We start from the raw sequence: 21,766 nt of genomic DNA on the forward strand, positions 1-21,766 counted from the left end.
AGAGGGACAGAGGAGATTTGGCGATGGACGAACGAAAGAAAACGATTCGCAAACATACGGACCTCGATGTCTACAAACTCAGTTTTGCGACAGCAATGCGTCTTTTTGAACTAAGTAGAAAATTCCCCTTGGAAGAGCGGTATTCGCTGACGGACCAGTGTCGACGCTCTTCACGATCTGTCTCCGCCAACATTGCGGAAGCTTGGCGGAAGCGTCGGTACCCGGCGGCGTTTGTTTCAAAATTGTCTGACTCCGAAGCGGAAGCGGCGGAAACGCAGACATGGTTGCAATTCGCGGTGGAGTGCAAATACCTCGACGCTGACGTCGCACGTGAACTTTATTGTGAATACGACAAGATCATCGGAATGTTAGTGAACATGATCAGGAAGCCAGACAGTTGGCGTCTTAGACCAGATGAAAAACGAAGAACCAAAACCATCGAATCACACGAATCGCCAAACACGGAAAACGAACAATGAAATCGCGAACCAACAATAAGAAGAACTCCGAAACTCTCTCTCTCACTCCCCAGCCCTCTGTCACTCCGTCTCGGCTTTCGCGACGCGGTGTGCTACGTAGTGCGAGTGCACTGATCACACTGCCGTTTCTTGAATCGTTCGGCTTCCGCCGTTATGCCTCAGCGGCAACGCCCTCGGCGACCTCGCCCCCGAGGCGGATGATTTTTCTCGGCATGGGCTTCGGCGTGACCGCCGACCGATGGTATCCCGATGTGAAAACTGTCGGTGAAAAATACGAGTTGCCGACGGTTCTGAAGCCGCTCGCCAAACATCAAAAAGACATCACGATCATCCAGAACTTGATGCATCAATATTCGGCGGACGGGCACTCTGGCAGCACATTTTGGCTGACCGGTGCAAACCGTTACGCTGTACCTGGGCAAAGTTTTCACAATACGATCTCGGTGGATCAAGTCGCCGCAGAGGTGCTTGGCGAAAAGACGCGATTTACCTCGATTCAACTCGCCGCCAAAGGAGCCGCGAACGATGGTCATGGTCCCGGTTCCTCGTTGGCCTGGAACCGCTCGGGAAAGCCCGTCGCTGGACTCGATACGCCCGTCGCCGCGTTCCATCGCCTGTTCTCGAACGACACGACGCCGCTGGCCGAGCGGCAGCAGCGGCTCAATGAGCAACGCAGCGTGCTTGACACCGTGCTTGCGGATGCCAAGTCGGTCGGTCGGAAAATCAACCGAACCGACTCACAGAAGCTGGACGAGTACTTGCAGTCGGTTCGCGAAATCGAAGTGCGACTGGCCAAAGAGGAAGCTTGGTTAGGCGTCGAAAAGAAATCGCCCACAGACAAGGTGACGGAACCCAACGAATCGCTCGAAGGCGTTGAGGAAATCCGCATGATGTACGACATCATGGTTGCAGCGATGCAGGTCGATGCGACTCGAGTGTTTACTTATCGGATGCCTGTCGATTCGATGATCGCCAGTCTCGGGGCGACGATGAGTGCTCATAGCATGAGCCATTATTCCGAAGGCGAACGACGTACCGTTTCGGAATCGCGAGACAAAGCACACGCCAAACTGCTCGCCGATTTTATTGACAAACTCAAAGCGTCGAAGGAATCGGATGGTTCGAGTCTGTTTGACAATGTCGCGTTGACGATGGGGACCAATCTCAGTTCGGTACACACGCTGAAAAATTGCCCAACGTTGGTTGCTGGCGGTGGTGCAGGCTTCAAACAAGGTCGTCACCTAGTCATGAGCGATCCCAAGACGCCGCTCTGCAACCTTTGGCTCAGTACGCTACGCGGCGCCGGCATCAACGCCGCCGCGTTCGGCGATTCCACTGGCCTAATCGACGAGTTATTCACCGCCTAACCTCCCATGTGGGATACGGGCCCGTAGCGAAACTCGCCAAGAGTTTCGTCGTCCCTGTGTGGGATAGGCTTCCAGCCTGTCATCAGCCCTCCCAAATCCAATTTCGGTGGTGAGCCGTGGGCCGTAAGGCACCGGGTAATGCGTGGGACCCGGCCGCTCACGCGTCACGGCTCACTAAATCAACAAGCCGCCAAAAGTGTCGGCGGGGACTCCAATCCAACATTTCCGCACTCGCCTCGACAACCAACTACAATCACCCCATCGAATTCCTCCTCCTTTTCTCGCCTCCACGGTGCAATCACCATGAGAACTTCACGCGGCTCCATCGTCTTTGCGGTGCTCGTTTGCACTGTGATCCTTTGCAACGTTTCAATGGCGAACTCGCCTCACAATGTATTAATCATCCAGACCGACGAGCACAACTTTCGCACGCTTGGCGCCTATCGAGACACGCTGCCAACGGCTCAAGCGTTTGTGTGGGGTGAAGATGCGGTGGTCGAAACGCCTGCGATTGATTCGATTGCCAAGCGAGGAGCGATTTGCACTTCGTTTTATGCCACCAGTCCGGTGTGCACGCCATCGCGAGCTGCATTTTTCTCGGGACGCTATCCGCACAAGACGGGAGCCCATACCAACGATCAACCTTATCGCAGCGACATCGTCACCTTTGCCGAAGTGCTCCGGCGTGACGGTTATGCCACTGGCTATGCGGGCAAATGGCATCTCGACGGGCCCGGTAAACCGCAATGGGCACCGAAACGCCAGTTCGGATTTGCGGATAACCGATTTATGTTCAACCGCGGGCATTGGAAGAATTTGGAACTGACCGATGCGGGGCCGCAGGTCGGTGCGCGAGATAAAAAAGGAGCTCCCAGTTACAATGTCGGCGACGCGGACGAACAAACCTTTGCGACTGATTGGTTGGCCGATCGAGCAATCGATTTCATTCGCGAACACGCCGATGAACCTTTCTGTTACCACCTGAGTATTCCTGACCCCCACGGTCCAAACACCGTCCGTGAACCGTATGACACGATGTTTGCCGACATGGCAATTCGGCCGCCATTGTCGTTTTCGATGAGCCGCGATAATCCCGCCTGGGCTGCCGCGACCGGAAAAAGTGCTGCATTGAAGTTCAACCCATCGTTAATGCAACTCTATTTCGGCATGGTGCGTTGCATCGACGACAACGTCGGCAAGATCTTAAAAACGCTCGACGAGTTGCAGTTAACCGAAAACACAATCGTCGTATTCACGTCGGATCACGGTGACTTGTGTTTCGAGCATGGCCGTTTGAACAAAGGCAACCCCTACGAAGGAAGTGCGAAAATTCCCATGCTGATCGCTGCTCCTGGGATCATCCCCGCGGGCACTCGCGTGGACCAGGCACTTGGTACCGTTGACTTTGCCCCCACGTTGTTGGCACTACTTGGAAAGCAATTGCCGGATGCTGCCGAAGGCCGCGATGCGTCGGCATTGTTAACGGGAAAGGCAGCATCGAACTTAGATGACGTTGCCATCCTGCAGTCGTCTGGGCTGAAGCCCGCGTGGTTTGCCGTGATCAACGACCGTTTCAAATTGGTGCTTTCAATATCCGAACGACCTTGGCTGTTTGATCTACAACAAGACCCCGATGAGCTTCGAAACTCGATTGACGAGCCTGGAAACAAGGATGTCGTTCGCAAATTGGCGACTGCTTTGCAAGAGTATGTTTCAAAACAAGACGCAAGTTTTCTCCACAACAAGATCGAACCACAGCTACGCGAACTCACAGCCAACTAAAACTTCGGTGCATTGGCAGTGTATCAGTGAGCCGTGGGCCGTGAGGCACCGGGTAACGCACGGGACTCAGTCGCTCGCATCCGGCCCGGCAAATCACAACCCGACGCGTGAGCGAGGGACCGCATCAAGATCCATTTTCCCTTGCTTGCGCTCCGGGTTGTGAAAAACTTGCGACTTCAAAATTTGCGCATCGCGTTACAATCATGACTGCCTAATGACTCAATTGGACTCGCGCTGCCAGCGGCTCCATCTTGCAAAAAAATCTTATCAATCAACGAGGCGAATGTATGTTTAAACCGCTTGTGACCTTCGTCGGCTTGCTGCTTGCCTCGCTTATCGCAACCCCGGCGGTGGCCAACGAACGACCCAACATCGTTTTTCTATTGGCAGACGATCTTGGCTGGACCGGGCTGGGATGCTTTGGCAGCGACCTCTATGAAACGCCGCACTTAGATGCGTTGGCGCGTCGTGGTGTGAAATTCACAAACGCCTATGCGGCTTGCACGGTCTGTTCGCCGACCCGCGCGTCGATCATGACAGGCAAGTATCCCGCCAGACTCCATTTGACCGACTTTATCGCCGGCCAAAACCGTCCCTACGCTAAACTGCAAATCCCTGATTGGACCAAACGTCTTGATGGCGATGAGACGACGATTGCCGAGCTGCTAAAGGGCGAAGGTTACCGCACTGGGCATATCGGAAAATGGCACCTGAGCGGCGCCGGTAAACAAGCCAGCGGTACCAAGCCAACCGACCAGGGGTTTGATGTTTCCTACGAGCGTCCGCCTGGGGCGAAGGGATACCTGTTGAAGACGCCGTCCGAGGGCGAATCAAAATCGAGTTATCTGACCGACTTGTTGACCGACAAAGCCTGTGAATTTATCGATCAATCCAAAGCGGATCCCTTCTTCTTGTATTTCGCCTACCACGTGCCTCACACGCCGATCCAAGGCCGCAGCGACCTAGTTGATTACTTTACGTCTAAGGTCGATCCGAACGCGATTCACAAAAATCCAACCTACGCCGCCATGGTCGCCAGTTTGGACCAAAGCGTTGGCCGTATCGTCGCGCAACTCGAAAAGAACAACCTGGCCAACAACACAGTGATCTTATTTATTAGCGATAACGGTGGCTTGACGCAGCGTAACGGAAAACACGATGGTTTTACCGAGAATTTGCCGCTGCGACGTGGCAAGGGGTCTGCCTACGAAGGTGGCGTCCGCGTTCCAGCGATCGCCTATTGGCCTGGGGTAACGCCGGCCGGATCGGTTTGTGATGAACCGATCATCACGATGGATCTGTTTCCCACACTCCAGCAACTCGCTGGGATCGCAGCAAGTCAAACACAACCGGGCGATGGACTCAGCTTAGTCCCGCTGCTACGCGATCCACATCACCGTTTTGATCGTGACTTGTTCTGGCATTACCCCCATTACCACGCCGGCGGTGATTCGCCCTGCAGTGCCATCCGCTCGGGCGATTATCGCTTGATAGAGTTCCAAGAAGACAAGCGTGTCGAGCTGTATGATCTGTCTCGCGACATTGGCGAGCAAACTGACTTATCTGAAAAGTCGCCTGCGAAGACGGCGGAGCTAAAGGATAAACTTTACAAGTGGCGAGAGTCCGTGAACGCCCAAATGCCCTCGGTAAATCCCAATTTTGATCCCACTCGCCAGCAAGAAGTGGGGCGTCAACCAAAGTCAAAACGCCCCCAATCTTCGTAGTTGATGTTGTTACGGATCCATTTCCCTGATCTCGTCTGCTCGGCCACTTCTCGTCAATCACAACCACCGAATCAACCACTTCACGCCGTCCATTGTCTCGCTCGCCGAGCTTTTATTCCTCGTACATTGCCAACCAAGGCGGACCCAATGAATCTTTCCCGTATTTTCCATTTTTTCGCTCTCGCATTGACCTTCGCCGTCACTTCCTATGCTGCCGATCGTAAACCGAACATCATTTACGTGATGCTCGATGACGCAGGTTACGCGGATTTCGGTGCAATGGGTTCAACCGATATTCAGACACCGAACTTTGATCGCATGTGCGCCGAAGGAATGCGATTTACGGATCACTACTCGGGTTCGGCGGTTTGTGCGCCGACGCGGTGTGTCTTGATGACGGGACTTCACACCGGGCATTGCCGGCGACGCGATAACAAGGCCGCAGCGGATCGCGATCAAAGCGACGAAAATGGGTTGGTCTTTTTGAAGGACGGGGATGTCACTGTCGCAGAGACGCTTCAAAAAGCAGGCTATGTCACCGGCGGCATCGGCAAGTGGGGACTCGGGAACCCCGGTTCTGCCGGGACTCCCGACAAACAAGGGTTCGACCACTTCTTCGGTTATCTCGACCAAGTCCACGCCCACGATCACTACACCGATTGGTTGTGGAACGATGGCGAGCGGATGGAAACCAACAAACGTTACTCGCACTATCTGTTTGAACAGGACACCACACGGTTTATTCGCGAGCACAAAAACAAACCGTTCTTTCTGTACTTGCCATATTGTTTGCCGCATGGAAAGTACGTGATTCCTCATGACGATCCAGCCTATCAAATCTATAAGGACAAACCTTGGTCGCAAGACGTCCGCAACTACGCCGCGATGGTGACGCGAGCGGACACGAGCGTGGGGGTGATTCTTGATTTGCTTAAAGAGCTGAATCTCGACGAGGATACGATCGTTTTCTACACGTCGGACAATGGTCCCAACACACCATTTGTAAAGTCACTTGGTTCCAACGCTCCCTTCCAAGGCATCAAACGAACGCTTTACGAAGGCGGCATCCGCGCCGCGATGGCCGTGCGTTGGCCGGGCCACACACACGCCGGAGTGACCAGCGATTTTGTCTGGGGCATGCGTGATGTCTTTCCCACGCTTTGTGATTTGGCCGGCACCTCGACACCACAAAACTTGGACGGCATCTCAGTCGTGCCCACGTTGACGGGGAAATCGCAAGCGGATCGCGGTGCACTTTACTGGGCATTCCCAGGCGGTTCACAACAGGCGGTGCGGATGGGGAAATGGAAGGGCCTGCGGCGCGGTACCAAAGGATCACTGATGTTGTTCGATTTGCAGGACGACCCCGGCGAGACGAACGACGTCGCTGCGGATCATCCAGAGATCGTGACCAAGATCGAAGACGTCATGGCAAGTTCGCATGTGCCGTCTCCGTTCTGGCCGCTCGCAGAGCAAGTTCAGTCCAAAAAGAAAAAGTCGAATAAATAGTTACCCGTCGATTTGGTCGCGGCTTTACGGGAACTTGTTAACGGCTTGTTGATTTAATCCAAATGCAAATCGCAACGGTGAGCTGTGAGCCGTGGGCCGTAAGGCACCGGGTAGTGCGTGGGACCCAGCCGCTGACGCGTCACGGCTCACTAAATCAACAAGCCGTAGACGACTTCTGCTACGGCCAATCCCCATTCTTGGTCGGGACGAAGCACTAGGGCAAATTTTTCGCCAGCGGATTACTTGTTAAAGCAGATGTTCGGCATCGTCCGATTGCGAAGATCGACTGCGGACGTGAAATGGAGCGATCGATGCGGTTATATTGAGATCAAGGGAGCCGAGTTATTTGCATAACCGTACGCCGATTAAACTCAATTGCACCTTTTTTCATCACAATCGAGGCGAACGACATGAGCTACAGCAGTGTGTGGTTACCGACGGTTGCCGCTGTGTTTCTCGGCGGATTGATTGGTATCGAACGCCAGATGAGTGGTCATTCCGCCGGTCTCCGCACCCACATGTTGGTTTCACTCGCCTCTGCGATGTTCGTTTTGGCATGTAGTGAACTGACGTCGCAATTGCCGGTCGATCTGACCCGCGTCGTGCAAGGGATTGCAGCTGGCGTCGGATTCATTGGTGCCGGAACGATTTTGAAAGCGGATCGAAAGCACGAAGTCTTTGGATTGACGACCGCCTCGACCATCTGGCTCTCCGCGGCGATAGGAACGGCGTGTGGGTTAGGCGAATACCCACTCGCGGTCACCAGCGTGCTCTTAACGATCGTCGTACTCGTCGGTCTGCGGCCGATCGAAGAGCGTCTATTGAACCAACGGAAACGAGTTCAAAAAAACGCAGATCCGACCAACGATTAATCTCGGTTGATTGAGTTAGCCGTTTTGGCGTGCGCGGTCGTGGCTCCTACGTTGTGCAAGCGTCCCGTCACCTCTCCCAAACGCAGTTTCGGGGAGAGGTCGAGCAGAGCCTTCAGCGATGCTCGGGTGAGGGCCGACCGAGCAAGTGGAGACGCGTTGCGCGGTCGGCCCTCACCCGAACGAGGCCTAAAGGGCCCGTTCGACCTTTCCCAAGCTACGCTCGGGCGAGGTGACTCGCTGCTGCTGCCCTGGCGAGGTGAGAGCGGACAGAATGACAGGCATTTGAAATAGATTACTTCAGCAGTCACTCGTCTGGGGTGCGCTGACTGCTGAGTCAACTGGAAAAAAACGCACCCCCGCTACCGAAAATCCCTTGCTCATACGTCGTTTTTTCAACTTGGACACTCTCATCTGCGCCGGGGCTCTCCGCTCTTCCTGATGCTCTACGGCCCACGGTTCACACTTTGTAATTGATTTATTCAACCCTACCGCAAAAACAGCTAAGGCGGAAAAACGAGTCGCGCGTTGGTGCACACACTGTGTGCGATGTGCGGCGGTCTGGGTGTGCCCCCTTGTCTCAAAATCGAATGCAAACGACCGACTATTTCCCGACTAAAAAGCGAAGATTCATGATCTCGCGCATGTCCACCGGGAACCGTTCGTGATCTCGGGTTTCTGACCATTCACGATAGTACTTGTCGAGCGACTTTAGGATGTCACGACGGCTGACGATGCCTACTAGCATCGGCCCCTCGACGACCGGCAAGTGCCGGAATTGGTGACTCATAAAGATCGACGTCAGCGTAAAAATGTCGGTCGCGGGCGTCACACATGTGGGATGTCGCTTCATAATCGTTTCTGCCGTCTGCACCGGACTCGGATTGCCGTAAAACAGTTCGTTTGCCAAGCACTCCAGACAATCACCCTCCGAGATAAAGCCTAACAAACGTTGCTGGTTCCCTTCCTTTTGAGTTACCGGTGCGTTGGATAGTTTGTGCTTTTGCAGAAAAGCGACGATGTCGACCAAATGCATGTCGGGGGCGATGGTCCGGACATCACGGTTCATAAGGTCTTGCGCTGTTGGCGAGGCTTGAGTCTTCATCGTTCATGTTCCTCATTGAATTTAGCGGTGGACATTTACACCAATGCTGTGAATGCACACCGAGTGTCACTGTGGTCGCTTGTGCGATGGCGTCGTCAAACGTCGCGACGCGTCTTGTCGGCCATGACGTCTTGCGGCTACTGCCCGCGTTGCTCGTGCTCCGTTTCACAACCAACCGATTCATCGAGTTTGCGAATCTCATACCAAGCTTCGTGATTTGCCGCTGACACCACCGAGGGATGTACGAGTGTCAATCGGACGTACGGCATGCAGAAACATGGCAGCTCGAATTTGCGGGTTCCCGCATCGGTTAAGCGTTCGATAACCGAAGTATTTCGTCTATTATCCGAAAGACTGGGGCGAACCGTTTACGCTTATCTGTCATAATCCGCCGCTCTCCTATTCAACTTTTCTCTTCAAGCTCTTGCTTCATGTTGCTTTCCACCTTCACACGGTTCCACACCGCTGTGGTGGCTCTCTCAGTCGCGTTTGTCTGTTTGTCGGTCATGCCCCCCTGTTTCGCCGATCGGCTGCTGGATCATTTCCCCGCCGCTGCTGAATCAGGTTGCATGGCGTGTCACTCCGAAGTTGAACCAATTCGCGAGATCGGGTCGGAAATGCTCAACCAGATCATGCAGCGAGGCGAAGCCTTGGGCGATCCGGCGGGCTGTGTTGTCTGTCACAACGGTGACCCAACGGAAAAAGTAGATAAGGAGAAAGCTCATGGTGGCGACAATTTCTATCCGCAACCGAGCAGCCCCTGGGTGAACTCGGAAACATGCGGTCAATGTCATGAGGACCAAGTTCGAGTCCAGTGGCAGAGTTTGATGATGACCGAAGCGGGCAAGATCCAGGGCGTCTGCTGGGCGTTTGGATCGCTAACCGGATATGAACATAAATGGGCAAACTACGCGGTCGAAAATCCAGCCGATCCGAGCGAGCGACTTGGCACCGATGCCTATCGTAAATACATGGCCGTGCTAAAAGAGAAAGAGCCAAACGTTTTCGTTGATCGCCACGAACCGCTTCCAGATGCACTCAAACGCGATGAACTCAGTCAGCTGGAACAGGATCCGTCACTCGCTGCGTTCACCTACATTCGCCAAGAATGCCAGCGCTGTCATCACGCGGTCAAAGGACGACAAGAACGCGGCGATTTTCGCGGCATGGGCTGTTCCTCGTGCCACGTACCCTATGGCAACGAAGGTCTTTACGAAGGCGACGATCAATCGATTCCGCACGATGAACCGGGCCACGCGCTGGTGCATTCGATTCAAGGCACTCGTGATGCCAAAGTCACCGTTCACGGTACAACGTACAGCGGGATTCCCGTGGAAACCTGTACGACCTGTCACGACCGTGGCAAACGTATCGGAGTGTCGTTCCAAGGACTGATGGAGACACCGTTCCATTCGCCGTACGCCGAAGACGGTGGCGACCAACCCAAACTGCATACGAAACATTACATCGCGATGGAACAAGACGTTCACTACCAAAAGGGAATGACTTGCCAAGACTGCCACACCTCGCTTGATGTTCACGGCGATGGTTTTCTTGCCGGTGCGAACTTGGCCGCGGTACAGATCGAGTGCTCCGATTGCCATGGTACACCTGATCAATTCCCCTGGGACTTGCCGCTCGGGTTTATGGACGAGTTCGATGAATCGCCCGCGACTGGCGAACCGCGAGGACTGACCGACACGCCATTGCCGCATACGTTGCAAGGCGCCGAAGTCGACAAACGTGACGGATTTCTGTTGACCGCTCGTGGTAATCCGTACGAAAACGTGGTCCGCGATGGCGACGAGATTATTGTCTATACCGCAGCGGGTGCCGACATCCGCATGAAGCCGCTGAAGACGTTGATGCAAGAAGACAAGATCAGCGAACGCGGCCGTGTAGCGATGCAAGGCGTGACTTCGCATCTGCAGCAGATGGAGTGTTACTCGTGCCACGCCTCGTGGACGCCCCAGTGTTACGGATGCCACGTCAAAATCGACTTCACTCAAAAGGACAAATGTCCCGAGTGCAACGAATCCAAACAAGGGTTTGACTGGGTCGCCGCCGGGCGTCTGCATGGCGAAGACGAGCACCGAGCCGATCGAGGCGAAGAGGGATTCGATACGATTATCCCTGGAAAGGTCAGCGAGAGTCGCAGCTACGAACGCTGGGAAGAACCGATGTTGGGAATCAATGGCGAAGGACGCGTCAGCCCGCTGGCACCTGGCTGTCAAACCTCGGTGACCGTGATCGGTGAAGACGGTAAGCCACTGATGCTGAACCATATTTTCAAGACCGAAGCGTATAGCGAAGGCGGCGGCGAGGATGGCCAGTTGTCGATCGACATGAGCCCGACTCAGCCGCATACGATCACCAAAAATGCACGTTCGTGCGAATCGTGTCATGCATCCAACAAAGCACTCGGACTGGGGATCGGTTCGACGCGTCCTTGGAACGAGCAACACGTGGTGGATCTTGAAACAATCGACGGCACGATCCTGCCCAAGCAGTCGCAGGCTCAGATGGAAGCGATCGAAAACCTCGACCACGACTGGTCTCAGATTGTCGACAGCGAAGGGCAACAGGTTGCCACGGTGGGGCATCACTTCCAGTTGTCGCGAGCGTTCAACAAGGACGAGCTCGACCGGATCAGCCGCGAAGGAACCTGTATTGCGTGTCACAAAGAGATTCCGACTGCCTCGCTAGCCGTCAGTTTGCTGCATCACGTGGCTGAGTACACAGGTCAAATTCCCAAGTCGCCCGGCGAGCATGATGCGCTGCTCAACAAAATCGTGCTCTCGAGTGCCTGGGGCCAAGCGATCGGGATCGTCACGCTCCCACTGTTCGCTGTCTTGGGGGTAGTTTGGTACCGCCGCCGCAAAAATGTGGGATAGGCTTCCAGCCTGTCGTCAGCCCTCCCAAATCCAAATTTCAGTGCTGAGCCGTGGGCCGTAAGGCACCGGGTAGTGCGCGGGACCCGGCCGCTCACGCGCGAGCGGCTCACTAAATCAACATGTCGTCAAGAGTTTCGTCCACCCTTGCGTGGGACAGGTTTGCAACCTGTCGTCAGTTCCCCTGTCATCCGCTTGCCCCCTTCCCCAAAACCGCAGAGTCTATAGCTTCCGTCAGGCATGCCATTTGCTGAACGCGGATACAGCGGATGAATTTTTCATCGGATCTGGATGAATTTGCGGTGAGCCGAGCATTTTATTGCGAGCTGTCCCCGTAAAACGCGAACCAGAGCATCGTTCGGTGGAAGCGTGAAATCCCCGCTGAATTACCGCATCGTGCTCATTCACTGAGCCTTAATGCAGCAGCGGTGATTGATTTGCATGCAAACGGGTGAACGCGAAGTCTGGGGGGATACGTTTGGAATGCTGTTTACGAAAAACGCCAGATCGAATATGACATCGGCCGATAACGATATCATCGCCGACTTTTGCGACGCGAAAGAAGCTTGTAGCGGGATTTTCGCAGAGCGAGAGTCGGTAAATCGCTGCAGGTTTTTCCGGCAGCAACGCGATATGTAAAAAGGCACGCGGTGATCAATTCAACAACCACCCCTCATTCGTTCCAAACAACGTGAGTTCAGAACACGTGCGAAAAGAGACACCTGTCATGGGCACCAACCACCGTCCTTCCTGGACGCAGAGACGCACGATCCCCAGCGACACCCGGATTGGCAGCGACCTAGTCGAAGATCTGATTCAAGAGATGAGCCAACGTGAGTGGCCTGCGACGGATCTGTTTCGCGTGCAATTGGCGTACGAAGAAGCGATCGTCAACGCAGTGCGTCATGGCAACCGCAACGCTCGCGACAAGACGGTCGACGTCGAAATGACGTGCTGTAACGAGCGAGTGATGATCCGGATTCGCGATCAGGGCGAAGGGTTTGACCCCGAAAAAGTCCCCGATCCACGCCAAGAGTGCCTGCTGGAGGTGCCCGGTGGCCGCGGAGTATTGCTGATCGGCGAAGTGATGAGCGAGGTGTATTACAACGACGTTGGCAACGAAGTGACGATGATCAAGATCAAGGGCGACAACCCGCTCGAAGGCGATTCGCAAACCTAACCGCAGCCCCCAATGTGGGATAGGCTTCTAGCCTGTCATCAGCCCTCCCTGCATCATTCCAGAAGCCGCCACGCCTCTCGCATTCTCCCTCCCCAGCCCTCATCACAACCGCCACTTCAGTCCGAACCTTGCCGCGACCAAGTGGCTCAATTCAAACGGGGAGCGAAAGGCGTCGGGGCCTCTCCTTTCTCAAATTCGCCGCGAGAGTCGGTCTCAAGCGATCGAGGAGCAGCATTTCGTTCAATAAAAGGCGACGAACACGCATGAGTTTTCGCAGAATCAGCGGTGTAATGGAAAAAAGCGGCCTTGAGTCAATTTCTGGCGTCCCCGCCCTTGCCACGGCACGGTAGTTTCAGTAAATTTTCGGCAAATTAAGAGAGTCATCGGCAAGGAATTGCCGAGAAAGAAAGTCTAAGTGATTCCGCAAGGGAGCCACTTAAAAAATCCCCTGTAGCTCAGTTGGTAGAGCAGCGGACTGTTAATCCGCTTGTCACAGGTTCGAGTCCTGTCGGGGGAGCTAAACTGAAGATCTTGGAATTTTCAGACAACCCACTTAACGCCCGCAGCCGTGCAACGGCTCGCGGGCGTTTTTCGTTTCTACCCGCGTTTCGGGCACCTTTGCCCGGCCACGTCGCCGCCCATCGCGCTCTCGGTTCTCTAACCGAGACCGCCAGCCCGAACCCGACCCCAACCGTCAGCTCCGGGCTCACGCCACTCCCACCAGAGAACTCTCAGCGTCTCTGGTTTGCCGATCAACCCGGTTAACGCAACGCATACGGACTCAGCGGCTTTGAGGCGGAAGCTTGGTCAATCAGCTTGCAACCACGACATGCTCTCTTCGGCGAAGAGACGGACGCATGGAACAGGAATATCCAAGTCGCTTCGGGTGATGCCGCTGAAGAGTGATGGAACGATCACGAATTGAAGGCGGTGGGGGCGACCGACGCGCCGAAGCGGAACGCGTAACTCACCTCGGTCGATGCACCCGCCGCGCCGAACAAAACCGTGGCGACGGCCAATCAAGGGCGGTTTCATGTCCGTTACGCGTTCCGCTCTTTCCCGATCTTCCTGTGCCTCTTGGACAAATTTAGCGCAGTAATTCCCAGAAACATCGCGCGGCATTCGCGTAACAGTGGGCTCTTTTGAATGATACGAGGAAGACTTGTATGGTCGATGCCCCGTAGTGCGATTGAATCCGGACGATGAAGTGATTTCGGGTTTTGACTCGCCTGTAGTACACCGTCCGTTTTCCTTCAGTTGCTTCGTCTTCTGCCGGTTCGTGTTCGCGTCGGTACCGTGAAGTTACCAGCACATCTTGCGATCTTGAGCATCGTGCGTCGAGTCGCTGGTGAACTCCTGTCCGATCATAGATCTCAACGAGGAAATGAATCACCTGGTCAGTAGTAATTTGCCAGCGCGTCGTGCTTGACTCTTGAATCGTTCTCATGAGCTGCGCTTGCCCGCATCACCTCTAGATTGATATTCAAATGATGGTTACTTCTCTTCCGCTTCGCTCGGCGCTCATGAGCTTTCTGGCTGTCGCGATGATCGCGATTTCACCCGATCCTCTCATTGCGATGGAGCCTTCGGAAATAGTTGGAGCGTGGGTGATGTCCGTCGACTCACGCCTGTCACCCGAGTCGGTCGATCTCGAGATTGATCATCAAGCAGACGTCTGGAAAGTAACGCTGCGAAGTGGTGCGGGCGCAGTCACGACCGACCGCGTAAACCTCGAAGAAGATGTCCTGAGAATTCGATACGGAGTCAAGCCTCTAGACGTCCGAGTCGAGCTAACAGTACTTGGCAAAACCATGAGTGGGTCTGTTGTAACCGGTGAGGGCGATACGCTACGTAGGCAATCCATCACGGCTCACCGAGTCCCCGTGACCGATGCGTCCCCCGCGCCAAAGCAGTTGGTTGAATCGAAAAAGACGGTCGTGCAGGCTCGCGAGTTCTTCGGTGCATGGGAGCTCTCGTTGCGGCGAGTGAATGCCGAGTCGACCAGGGCTATTCGTCTGGGAATGGTCGTGACGGAATCAGATGAGGATCTTATCGTGGGCCACAGCGGATTCGAGATGAAGGGACCGCAGAAAAGGGTCGACCAGGTTCAGAGCACGCCTGACGGACTCCGTTGGATCCTCGACGGCGGCATGTTTGGACTGCTGAACGTCGATTTGGTATCGGAAGGTGAAAAGCTCCGCGTTAAGGTTAGCGGCTCGGATCAAGAGGCATTTTTAGTGGGAACAGCGATCCGCAAGCCCAAGGCAAGCGATGTCGGTGTTGATCGGGAACAATTGATCCAAAAGCCGGGTGCCGAACTGGTTGGTGTTATCGATGGCGAGGCACGAGTGGTCGAGGTCGATGGTGACAGGATCATCATTCAACAGCGTGAAGTCGTATCACGGATGTTTAACGACGATCCATTACTTGTTCTTTTTGAATGGTTCCGTCTTCCCGAAAAGTCGCGATTGATCGCAGCCGAATCAAATACAGCTTGGTCCGTCAACGGCTCGACCATTCAGAGTTGGGATATCCAGAATGCAGAGACACCTTCGGCACTCGGCAGTTGTAAGTTGCCGGGTAACCCACCAGAGCTTGTCCACCATTCGGGAAAACTGGTGTTCGCCGCGAACTGGAACGGCCATGCGGATACACAGCAATTCCACGTGATCGACGTATCTGATCCAAGCAGTCCGAGGCTGCTTGCGTCGCACAGTACGCCCAAGGGCTTAAGCAACTACGACATCGCTGTCGCGGGATCGACAATCTATCTTGCAAACGCGGGGGGGCTTCGCATTGCTGACGCGACGAATCCGCAAACGCTTGTAACGCGAAGCAATTTCGTGGGCCGGGGCCGTTGGGTAAGAGGGGTCGACGTTGTCGGATCAACGGCTTACATCGCAACTTCGATGCATGGTGGTGCCTCCTGGTTGCAGATCATCGATGCTTCGGACCCAATGGCTCCTGTTCAGACAGGAGTCTACAGATCGACGGATGGAGCTCAGGACGTCTCCGTCTCCCGCGATTTGGCAGTGCTTGCTGATCGCGCGGCGGGCATTGTAGTGCTTGACGTTTCGGAACCTCAGAACGTACGCCGTGTCGGTTATTACCAAACAAAGGGGCGGGCAAACGAGGTGGACATCTTCGGAGAGCTGGCGTTTGTCGCGGTCGATGACGACAAGGGAGCGAGAGCACTGCAAGTGATTCGCTATACGGAGAAGGTCGAGGGAACCGAGTAGTCATCAACCCAAAACACATCGCTCTGTTGCGAGCGCAACCCATTTTACCCGGGAAAGAAATGGTGCGCGGACTCTTTTTCGGGAGCTGCCGGTCGGTTGGAGTGTTCCGGTGGCCGACTGCGGATTGTCTGGTTCGAGCTACCGGTCGATGAAGCCGGAGCACGCTCCGGTGTCGGCCAGGTATGACACTAAAGAGAGAGAAAATACTCTTTCCTGGAATAAAATAGGCAAATTGGATTGTCTTGGGGAAAATTTGGAGTTCGCTTCCATTCCTCAATCTGGAGAGTGTCATGGCCGGTAAACTCAGCGGTAGCCGACGTCGTTCCCACACAAAGTCGCGTGCCAAAAACCGTCAGCATTTGCAGAAACCAAGTGGTGCCATCACGAATCGCGTTACCAAGGTCGGTGGAGACCGATTTGCAATCGTTTGTATCGATCCAGCTAAGAATCGCTCGGAATGGATGATGGCCGATTACTTCGGGAAGCTGCTTATCGAACCGCAAACGCTTGAACATCAGTCTGGACATTTCAAGGCTGCCATCGTGCTCGTTCGCCAAGCTCAGCAAGAGCATCAAATCAAGGACACGATTGTCGTCGTTGAACGAACCGGGAACTACCACCTCGCGCCGAAACGTGCCTTCGCCAGTGCCGGTTTTGAGACACGCGTGGTGCATCCTTTTGCAACCAAGCAGTATCGGATGCCAGCTGACCCAGGGAACAAGACAGATGAGACCGATCTACACGCACAACATCGTGCTGCAGTCGCTGGATTCGGTCTCTGTGAGCGGGAGCTCCCAATCACCTATCGTGAATTGCAACTTCGATCGCGTCATCGGCGTAACCTCGTAGAGAAATCGTCGAGCCTCGCTTGTCAAATACGTGACAACCTGCACTTATCGATGCCAGGGTATGCCGCCTTGTTTGATCGATTGCTCGAACATCAAACTGCTATGTTGGTTGGCCGTTGCTGCGAATCGCCAGCGAAGGTCCTAAAGCTCGGTCGCGACGGAATCTGTAAGCGGCTGCGAAAGGAGTCACTTCGATGCAACAAACGCACGATTGACAAGATCATCAGTTGGGCATCGCAATCAGTTGATGCACCCATTCGAGACGGAGCATTGCACCACGCGATCTGGACAGACTTGGAAGAGTTGTATCAGCATTTGAACCAGCAAATTACGGCGATTGAACGGGAACTAGCGAGCGTGCTTGTTCAAACTCCGTATGTACGTTTGATGTCGATCCCTGGAATTAATGTCGTTTCAGCAGCGGATCTCGCTGGCGAGATGGGCCCAATTGATGGATATGCAAATGCCAACGCTATCACTGGGAGATGCGGCTTGTTTCCATCGCGGCACCAAAGTGATCAAACTGACTCGAGCGGACCAATTATCCGAAAGGCGAACCGACGCTTACGATGCGCGTTAATGCGAATCGCGGACAACCTCGCTGCCCATTGCGCGTACTATCGTGGACTTGCAGAACAGGACTTCGCACGTGGAGTCGATATTCGAGCGAGTCGTGTAAAGACGGCGAAGAAGTTTTCGAGGTTAGCCTTCGCGTGTTTGGCTGGAGATCAACCATTGAGACATCCAGCCTTTCGTGCGCCCGACTCAGTTTTGGAAAAGCTTCGCGAGTTTCATCGAATACACCAAACACCCATGCAACAAGTGTTGGCGGACTGACTAGAGCCGTGGAACAATTGCCTGGTCACACGCAAGGACACGAAGCAATTGTGGTGGCGAGTGTGCTTCGTAAACACTCGGAACGTAGACGCGGCCCCGTTGAAATAGGAGAACTACTGACAGCAGTTCTTGCTAGACTTGGAGTTCCCCAAAATGAAATAAACAAATCCAATTCACTAGAAATTGAGGAGCGACCCTGAGCCCGTGTGAGGATCCACACCGCCTTCGTCGGCCGTGGCATTCCTGCCTTTCCGGTGCATGGCGCTCTGACGGATCACCACCGCCTGATATGGCAGTTTGGGGTCGTTCCTCTTATGTATTACCTGTATGGCGAGAACGTGATCATTGACGTCAGAGAGGATCCTCAAATGGGATCGGAGCAACTCAATCGGCGCAATTTAAAAAACCACCATCCGGTGGCACGAAGAATGTACGCAATCACAAGAATTTTTCGCGCAGGACTTGAATTCCCCATGGCAGTCACCGGAGCCGAGCAGAGAATGCTAATTTTCACAGGATGTGTTCCGAATTTGAATCATTTAGATGCACTCTCGACACGAAACATGAGTCCTGGGATATTTTCTTCTTCAAAAGAGCCAAACGATTAGTCCGGAAATTGCTTCCGCCGGAACAGCATCGTTGAACTGCCGATTTGGCATCAACTTTTCATTTTACAAGTTCATTTCTAATGCCTCACGACCTAATCACTTACTACAGCGACGACGTTGATAACTACGGAATGCCTGGGCAATACTATCGCTACGCCATCTTTGTCGGGCCAGGACCAAAGTCCGGCGTCTCCGTCGCTACGATTATGCCAGTGTCACGTTCCACAGAACCCCAAAACGTTCAGACTACATTTGTTGGAAAAGGCGACAATGGTGCCTACGAGTCAGCAGAACAATATCTTGACGGGCTGGAAATTCATGATGGACTAAAGAAAATCAAATCCAATCAGCCGGATGAATAGTCCGTTAGCCTTTGTCCAACTGCACGAGGTATTCACGACCGAACGCAATTCGGTGGATCCGTTGGACGCGGCGGTTGAGCTACCAGACTCTGATTACCGATTGGCAATCAATGCGGACGTCTGGGAAACCAAAGGCGTTTGCGCGGCATCTTTTTTCCGCAGAGGTTTTGGATCGGTGATTTTGCCGCCGATCTGCCTCCAGAGCCGTTTCTGCTTTCGCCAGTTTGGTGATCCGGCGACGCGTCTGATGTCTCGTTCCGTCACCGGTGCTCGGCCGGCTGTGATCCGCGGGAGATCCAGAATCTGCTCCTGGATTTCAGGGGCAAGGTGCAAAAGGTTCATGATCTGGGTCAGGCGGGGGCGTGAGACTTGGCCGAGGCGGGCGAGTTCGGCTTGCGACGTGACCGCGCCGGTGCGGATTAGTTCGTCGAAGTGGATTGCGAGGGCAAGTAGCTTCGTGACTCGCGGCAGTCGGCCCGCTGGGGGCGACTGTGGCGGCGTTCCGGGCGTGACGGCGCGGCGACCGTGGCAGCGGCGGGTGACGGTGAACGATCGCGTGACGAGGGCGGTGTCGGGTTGGTCGGGAGTTCGGGTACTCATGCGTTGGTGTCCTGTTGTTGGCCTAGCGTGGTGATGCCGGTGGGGTGGAAGTGAATGTCGACAGTGCCGGCCACTCCGTCAAAGTCAATTCGGTCGACGAGGGCTTCGATCAACTCGTTGCGGGCGAGAGGTTTCATCGTTGACCAAAGTTCGTCGAAGCGGCCGAGTGAATCAGCGATGTCGACTTGCTTGGGAGATTTGGATTCGAGTGCATAGATTTGCTCTTCCAGCTCATTGAGCCGGCGTTCGGCGGTCGTGATCCGCGTTTGCAAGTCGGCAACGAGTTCCATTGGGCCGTTGGTCACGGCGAGATGGTTCACCTGGCCGTGGTAAGACCGCAGGAATTCAATTTGTGAATCTCGTTCTCGGACCAATTCGTCGAGTTTTACTTTGACCTTAGCTTGCGATTGCTCATAGATGTCAGCAATCAAGTCTTGATCCGTGGCGATGGCTTTGATTTCGCCGATGACGAAGGTTTCGATCTGGTCGGCGGGAATCGACGGTGCGGGGCATGTCGCGTGGCCTCGCTTTTGGGCTCCACCGCAGACGTAGTAGCGGTATCGTCGATTGCGTTTCGTGCTGCTGTTGTGGATCATCGAGCGATCACAGGATTTGCAGCGAAGGACACCCCGAAGCAAAGCACCGTGTTGGTTACGTGCTTTTTCGTGACCGCCGCGGCCGTTCTTTCTCAATCGTTTTTGAACGGTATTGAAGAGGGCGTCGTCGACGATCGCTTGGTGTTCGCCGTTGTGAACTTCTTCGCGGTACCGAATCTTGCCGATGTAGGTTGGATTAGTCAGTAGCGTGTGCAGGTTGGTTTTGTCAAACAGCTTACCTCCACGTCGTGCGCCCTTTTTGGTGGTCCATTGCTTCGTTCGCCAGCCACGGTCGTTGAGTTCATTAGCGGTGTCGAGCAATGAATCGTGCTGGAGGTACAACCCAAAGATCTGGCGGACGCGTTCGGCTTCTTCTGGGATGACGACCAACTTGGTGTCAATCACGTTGTACCCAAGCAGCGGCATTCCGCCGGACCATTTGCCTCGACGTCGAGCCGCGGCGATCTTGTCACGCGTCCGTTCACTGATCATTTCTCGCTCGAACTGGGCGAACGAGAGAAGCACGTTCAAAATCAGCCTGCCCATCGAACTGGCAGTATTAAACTGCTGCGTCACCGAAACAAACGCGACCCCGCGGGCATCAAACTTTTCCATGACACGGGAAAAGTCCATCAACGATCGGCTGAGTCGGTCGACTTTGTAAACGACGACGCAGTCGATCTTACCGGCGTCGATGTCGGCCATCAGTCGCTGCATCGCGGGGCGATCAAGGTTGCCCCCGGTGTAGCCGCCGTCGTCGTACTTGGTCGGCAAGCATTCCCAGCCCTCCCCGATTTGGCTGGCGATTAACGCTTCGCCGGCGTCGCGTTGGGCGTCGAGCGAGTTGAACTCTTGTTCGAGGCCGTCTTCGGTGCTCTTGCGAGTGTAGATCGCGCAGCGAACCGTTTTCACCTTGCTGGAATCTGTCGATCGGATCATTGGTCGGCTCCTTTGCGAATGAGTTTGAAGAATCGGTAGCCGTTCCAATGCGATCCCGTGATGAGTCTGGCGATGGCGGTCAGCGATTTGTAGAATTCGCCTTCAAACTCAAAGCCGCCTTCACGGACAATGACCTCGTAAGTGATACCTTTGTAAATCCGCTCGATGGTCAGCCCAACAGCCGGCAAGCGGTCGTCGCCTGCCGGCGGATGGATTTGCACGGTGCCGGGGATACGTTTCGGCGGCGGCGTCGATTCACCGGGCGGCGTGGTTCGCAAGTCCGATGTGTTGGCAATTTCGCGGGCGCGGGCGAGTGCTCGGTCGGAAAGGCCGCCGTGCTCATTGGCCTGCATTCGCCAAGCAATTCGCTTGATGAGCCATTGTTTGTGGCGGCCGTTGGTCGATTCGCCGTAGACTTCGGCGTACTTCGATTGCAGTTCGCCGACGGTCATCCGCTTCATTGCGGCGACCTCTTTGTCGATGTTCAGGGGCATGGGTTCTCTCTGTGAAAAGGGTGTTGTTCTCGCGGTCGTTCACCACGTGGTCACAGAGAGCGGTCTGTCGCCGACGAACTCAAGCGAGCATGACGCAAGTTCTCCGAACTTTCGCCAACGATTGTACCGGCGTGCTTGGTTGTGTCGACCGTGGGCCGGGCGAGAAAGTCGACGATGACGCTGGCGAGTAGATCGACGAGGTCACTGCGTCGTTGCTGGTCGCCGATTGAAGGTTTGGTTGCAAAAGAAGATCGCAATTTGGAGTCCCGTTCGGTCTGCGGAAAAGATCGAGCGGTTAACGACAACCGCTCCCACCTGTAGACCTACCGGAATAAAT

At 54.7% G+C, this 21,766-nt stretch carries 16 protein-coding genes and 1 tRNA gene; 12 read left to right on the top strand and 5 right to left on the bottom strand.

The features are described from left to right. Positions 1-23: 23 nt before the first annotated feature. The 6 genes from SH528x_RS16370 to SH528x_RS16395 all read left to right on the top strand — a co-directional run bounded on the left by SH528x_RS16370 (position 24) and on the right by SH528x_RS16395 (position 7,733). On the top strand, positions 24-479 hold the full coding sequence (locus tag SH528x_RS16370; protein ID WP_442511593.1) for a four helix bundle protein: 456 nt from the start codon (positions 24-26) through the stop codon (positions 477-479). Beyond that, positions 476-1,846, top strand: coding sequence for a DUF1552 domain-containing protein (locus SH528x_RS16375; RefSeq protein ID WP_442511594.1), 1,371 nt, complete (start codon positions 476-478; stop codon positions 1,844-1,846). Before SH528x_RS16370 ends, SH528x_RS16375 begins: the two co-directional genes overlap by 4 nt. 303 nt (positions 1,847-2,149) lie before the next feature. Then, positions 2,150-3,628, top strand: coding sequence for a sulfatase family protein (locus tag SH528x_RS16380; RefSeq protein WP_442511595.1), 1,479 nt, complete (start codon positions 2,150-2,152; stop codon positions 3,626-3,628). Between the two features lie 287 nt (positions 3,629-3,915). Continuing rightward, complete coding sequence (locus SH528x_RS16385; protein ID WP_442511596.1) at positions 3,916-5,352, top strand: sulfatase; 1,437 nt, start codon at positions 3,916-3,918, stop codon at positions 5,350-5,352. A 147-nt stretch (positions 5,353-5,499) separates the two neighbouring features. Beyond that, positions 5,500-6,861 (top strand): arylsulfatase, encoded by a 1,362-nt coding sequence (locus tag SH528x_RS16390; RefSeq protein WP_442511597.1) that lies wholly within the window; start codon positions 5,500-5,502, stop codon positions 6,859-6,861. A gap of 410 nt (positions 6,862-7,271) precedes the next feature. Beyond that, positions 7,272-7,733, top strand: a complete 462-nt coding sequence (locus tag SH528x_RS16395) for an MgtC/SapB family protein (RefSeq protein ID WP_442511598.1) — start codon at positions 7,272-7,274, stop codon at positions 7,731-7,733. 601 nt (positions 7,734-8,334) lie between these two features. Here SH528x_RS16395 and SH528x_RS16400 read toward each other — a convergent pair. Beyond that, positions 8,335-8,835, bottom strand: a complete 501-nt coding sequence (locus SH528x_RS16400; RefSeq protein ID WP_442511599.1) for a CBS domain-containing protein — start codon at positions 8,833-8,835, stop codon at positions 8,335-8,337. Between the two features lie 431 nt (positions 8,836-9,266). Between SH528x_RS16400 and SH528x_RS16405 the strand changes: the two genes are divergently transcribed. From SH528x_RS16405 to SH528x_RS16430, 6 genes are all read left to right on the top strand, one after another. Beyond that, positions 9,267-11,729: a cytochrome C gene (locus SH528x_RS16405; RefSeq protein ID WP_442511600.1), complete on the top strand. Its 2,463-nt coding sequence runs from the start codon at positions 9,267-9,269 to the stop codon at positions 11,727-11,729. 688 nt (positions 11,730-12,417) lie between these two features. Next, positions 12,418-12,906, top strand: coding sequence for an ATP-binding protein (locus SH528x_RS16410; protein WP_442511601.1), 489 nt, complete (start codon positions 12,418-12,420; stop codon positions 12,904-12,906). A gap of 444 nt (positions 12,907-13,350) precedes the next feature. Further along, positions 13,351-13,423 (top strand) — tRNA-Asn (locus SH528x_RS16415). Between the two features lie 970 nt (positions 13,424-14,393). Next, entirely contained in the window at positions 14,394-16,145 is a 1,752-nt protein-coding gene (locus SH528x_RS16420) for an LVIVD repeat-containing protein (RefSeq protein WP_442511602.1), read from the top strand. Positions 16,146-16,435: 290 nt separating this feature from the next. After that, positions 16,436-17,830 (top strand): IS110 family transposase, encoded by a 1,395-nt coding sequence (locus SH528x_RS16425; protein WP_442511603.1) that lies wholly within the window; start codon positions 16,436-16,438, stop codon positions 17,828-17,830. 688 nt (positions 17,831-18,518) lie between these two features. Beyond that, on the top strand, positions 18,519-18,800 hold the full coding sequence (locus tag SH528x_RS16430) for a hypothetical protein (protein WP_442511604.1): 282 nt from the start codon (positions 18,519-18,521) through the stop codon (positions 18,798-18,800). A gap of 93 nt (positions 18,801-18,893) precedes the next feature. Here SH528x_RS16430 and SH528x_RS16435 read toward each other — a convergent pair whose 3' ends face one another. Genes SH528x_RS16435 through SH528x_RS16450 form a run of 4 tightly spaced genes read right to left on the bottom strand, consistent with a single transcriptional unit; the run spans position 18,894 to position 21,686 of the window. Then, positions 18,894-19,400 (bottom strand): hypothetical protein, encoded by a 507-nt coding sequence (locus SH528x_RS16435; RefSeq protein WP_442511605.1) that lies wholly within the window; start codon positions 19,398-19,400, stop codon positions 18,894-18,896. Then, positions 19,397-20,935 (bottom strand): recombinase family protein, encoded by a 1,539-nt coding sequence (locus SH528x_RS16440; protein ID WP_442511606.1) that lies wholly within the window; start codon positions 20,933-20,935, stop codon positions 19,397-19,399. The genes SH528x_RS16435 and SH528x_RS16440 overlap by 4 nt, the downstream gene beginning before the upstream one ends. After that, a complete protein-coding gene (locus tag SH528x_RS16445; RefSeq protein ID WP_442511607.1) occupies positions 20,932-21,429 on the bottom strand; it encodes a DUF2924 domain-containing protein in 498 nt (165 codons plus the stop codon). The genes SH528x_RS16440 and SH528x_RS16445 overlap by 4 nt, the downstream gene beginning before the upstream one ends. Before the next feature lie 50 nt (positions 21,430-21,479). Continuing rightward, positions 21,480-21,686, bottom strand: a complete 207-nt coding sequence (locus tag SH528x_RS16450) for a hypothetical protein (protein ID WP_442511608.1) — start codon at positions 21,684-21,686, stop codon at positions 21,480-21,482. Positions 21,687-21,766: the final 80 nt, after the last annotated feature.

The organism is Novipirellula methanifontis, from assembly GCF_052161655.1.
Taxonomy (GTDB): Bacteria; Planctomycetota; Planctomycetia; order Pirellulales; family Pirellulaceae; genus Novipirellula.

What these genes read in the sequence shown, in the direction of transcription:
- SH528x_RS16370 (WP_442511593.1), top strand. Translation starts at nt 24, where the DNA reads ATGGACGAACGAAAGAAAACGATTCGCAAACATACGGACCTCGATGTC.
- SH528x_RS16375 (WP_442511594.1), top strand. Translation starts at nt 476, where the DNA reads ATGAAATCGCGAACCAACAATAAGAAGAACTCCGAAACTCTCTCTCTC.
- SH528x_RS16380 (WP_442511595.1), top strand. Translation starts at nt 2,150, where the DNA reads ATGAGAACTTCACGCGGCTCCATCGTCTTTGCGGTGCTCGTTTGCACT.
- SH528x_RS16385 (WP_442511596.1), top strand. Translation starts at nt 3,916, where the DNA reads ATGTTTAAACCGCTTGTGACCTTCGTCGGCTTGCTGCTTGCCTCGCTT.
- SH528x_RS16390 (WP_442511597.1), top strand. Translation starts at nt 5,500, where the DNA reads ATGAATCTTTCCCGTATTTTCCATTTTTTCGCTCTCGCATTGACCTTC.
- SH528x_RS16395 (WP_442511598.1), top strand. Translation starts at nt 7,272, where the DNA reads ATGAGCTACAGCAGTGTGTGGTTACCGACGGTTGCCGCTGTGTTTCTC.
- SH528x_RS16400 (WP_442511599.1), bottom strand. Translation starts at nt 8,835, where the DNA reads ATGAAGACTCAAGCCTCGCCAACAGCGCAAGACCTTATGAACCGTGAT.
- SH528x_RS16405 (WP_442511600.1), top strand. Translation starts at nt 9,267, where the DNA reads ATGTTGCTTTCCACCTTCACACGGTTCCACACCGCTGTGGTGGCTCTC.
- SH528x_RS16420 (WP_442511602.1), top strand. Translation starts at nt 14,394, where the DNA reads ATGATGGTTACTTCTCTTCCGCTTCGCTCGGCGCTCATGAGCTTTCTG.
- SH528x_RS16425 (WP_442511603.1), top strand. Translation starts at nt 16,436, where the DNA reads ATGGCCGGTAAACTCAGCGGTAGCCGACGTCGTTCCCACACAAAGTCG.
- SH528x_RS16430 (WP_442511604.1), top strand. Translation starts at nt 18,519, where the DNA reads ATGCCTCACGACCTAATCACTTACTACAGCGACGACGTTGATAACTAC.
- SH528x_RS16435 (WP_442511605.1), bottom strand. Translation starts at nt 19,400, where the DNA reads ATGAGTACCCGAACTCCCGACCAACCCGACACCGCCCTCGTCACGCGA.
- SH528x_RS16440 (WP_442511606.1), bottom strand. Translation starts at nt 20,935, where the DNA reads ATGATCCGATCGACAGATTCCAGCAAGGTGAAAACGGTTCGCTGCGCG.
- SH528x_RS16445 (WP_442511607.1), bottom strand. Translation starts at nt 21,429, where the DNA reads ATGCCCCTGAACATCGACAAAGAGGTCGCCGCAATGAAGCGGATGACC.